Origin of the sequence: Vibrio sp. S234-5, assembly GCF_000960595.1 — a bacterium.
Taxonomy (GTDB): domain Bacteria; phylum Pseudomonadota; class Gammaproteobacteria; order Enterobacterales; family Vibrionaceae; genus Vibrio.
Genome location: NZ_JZAM01000217.1, coordinates 1 through 407, shown reverse-complemented (window position 1 = coordinate 407; position 407 = coordinate 1). Strand labels below are relative to the sequence as shown.

Sequence of the window (407 nt, the reverse complement as noted above, 5' to 3'; positions counted from 1 at the left end):
ATATAAGTCAGCTCGACCTGTTGTTCTTCCACCAACAACTGTTTCAATCCATTCAACAACATACCTGACGGCTCAACAAGCGTTGCTTGTTTTAGGCTATCTAATCGCTGAACTAACTCATAATAGTTTCTACCTAACGCAGCGCCAACCCCAAGAAAAGCATGAGGCGGTTTTCCATTCTTCGATACCGCTTGAGTAATAAAATCCGCCACTTGCGAACAATGGGATGATTTAGCAAAAGAAAGTGGAACAAGTTTCGACTCACTGGTGATCGCATCAACCTGCTTATCTTCCACAAATTTATCGAACCATTGTGCCTCAAAATAACCCGCCAAACCTCGACTGTTTAGGTAAAAATCTTCCATGCTGATTCCGTGTGTACTTTCAAAGGTTCTATTGTATCGAGC

1 pseudogene is annotated in these 407 nt (G+C 42.3%); it reads right to left on the bottom strand.

Going from position 1 to position 407, the window contains the following annotated elements:
* A pseudogene (locus tag UF06_RS12645) lies at window positions 1-365 on the bottom strand (SAM-dependent methyltransferase); the annotation flags it as partial.
* Window positions 366-407: the final 42 nt, after the last annotated feature.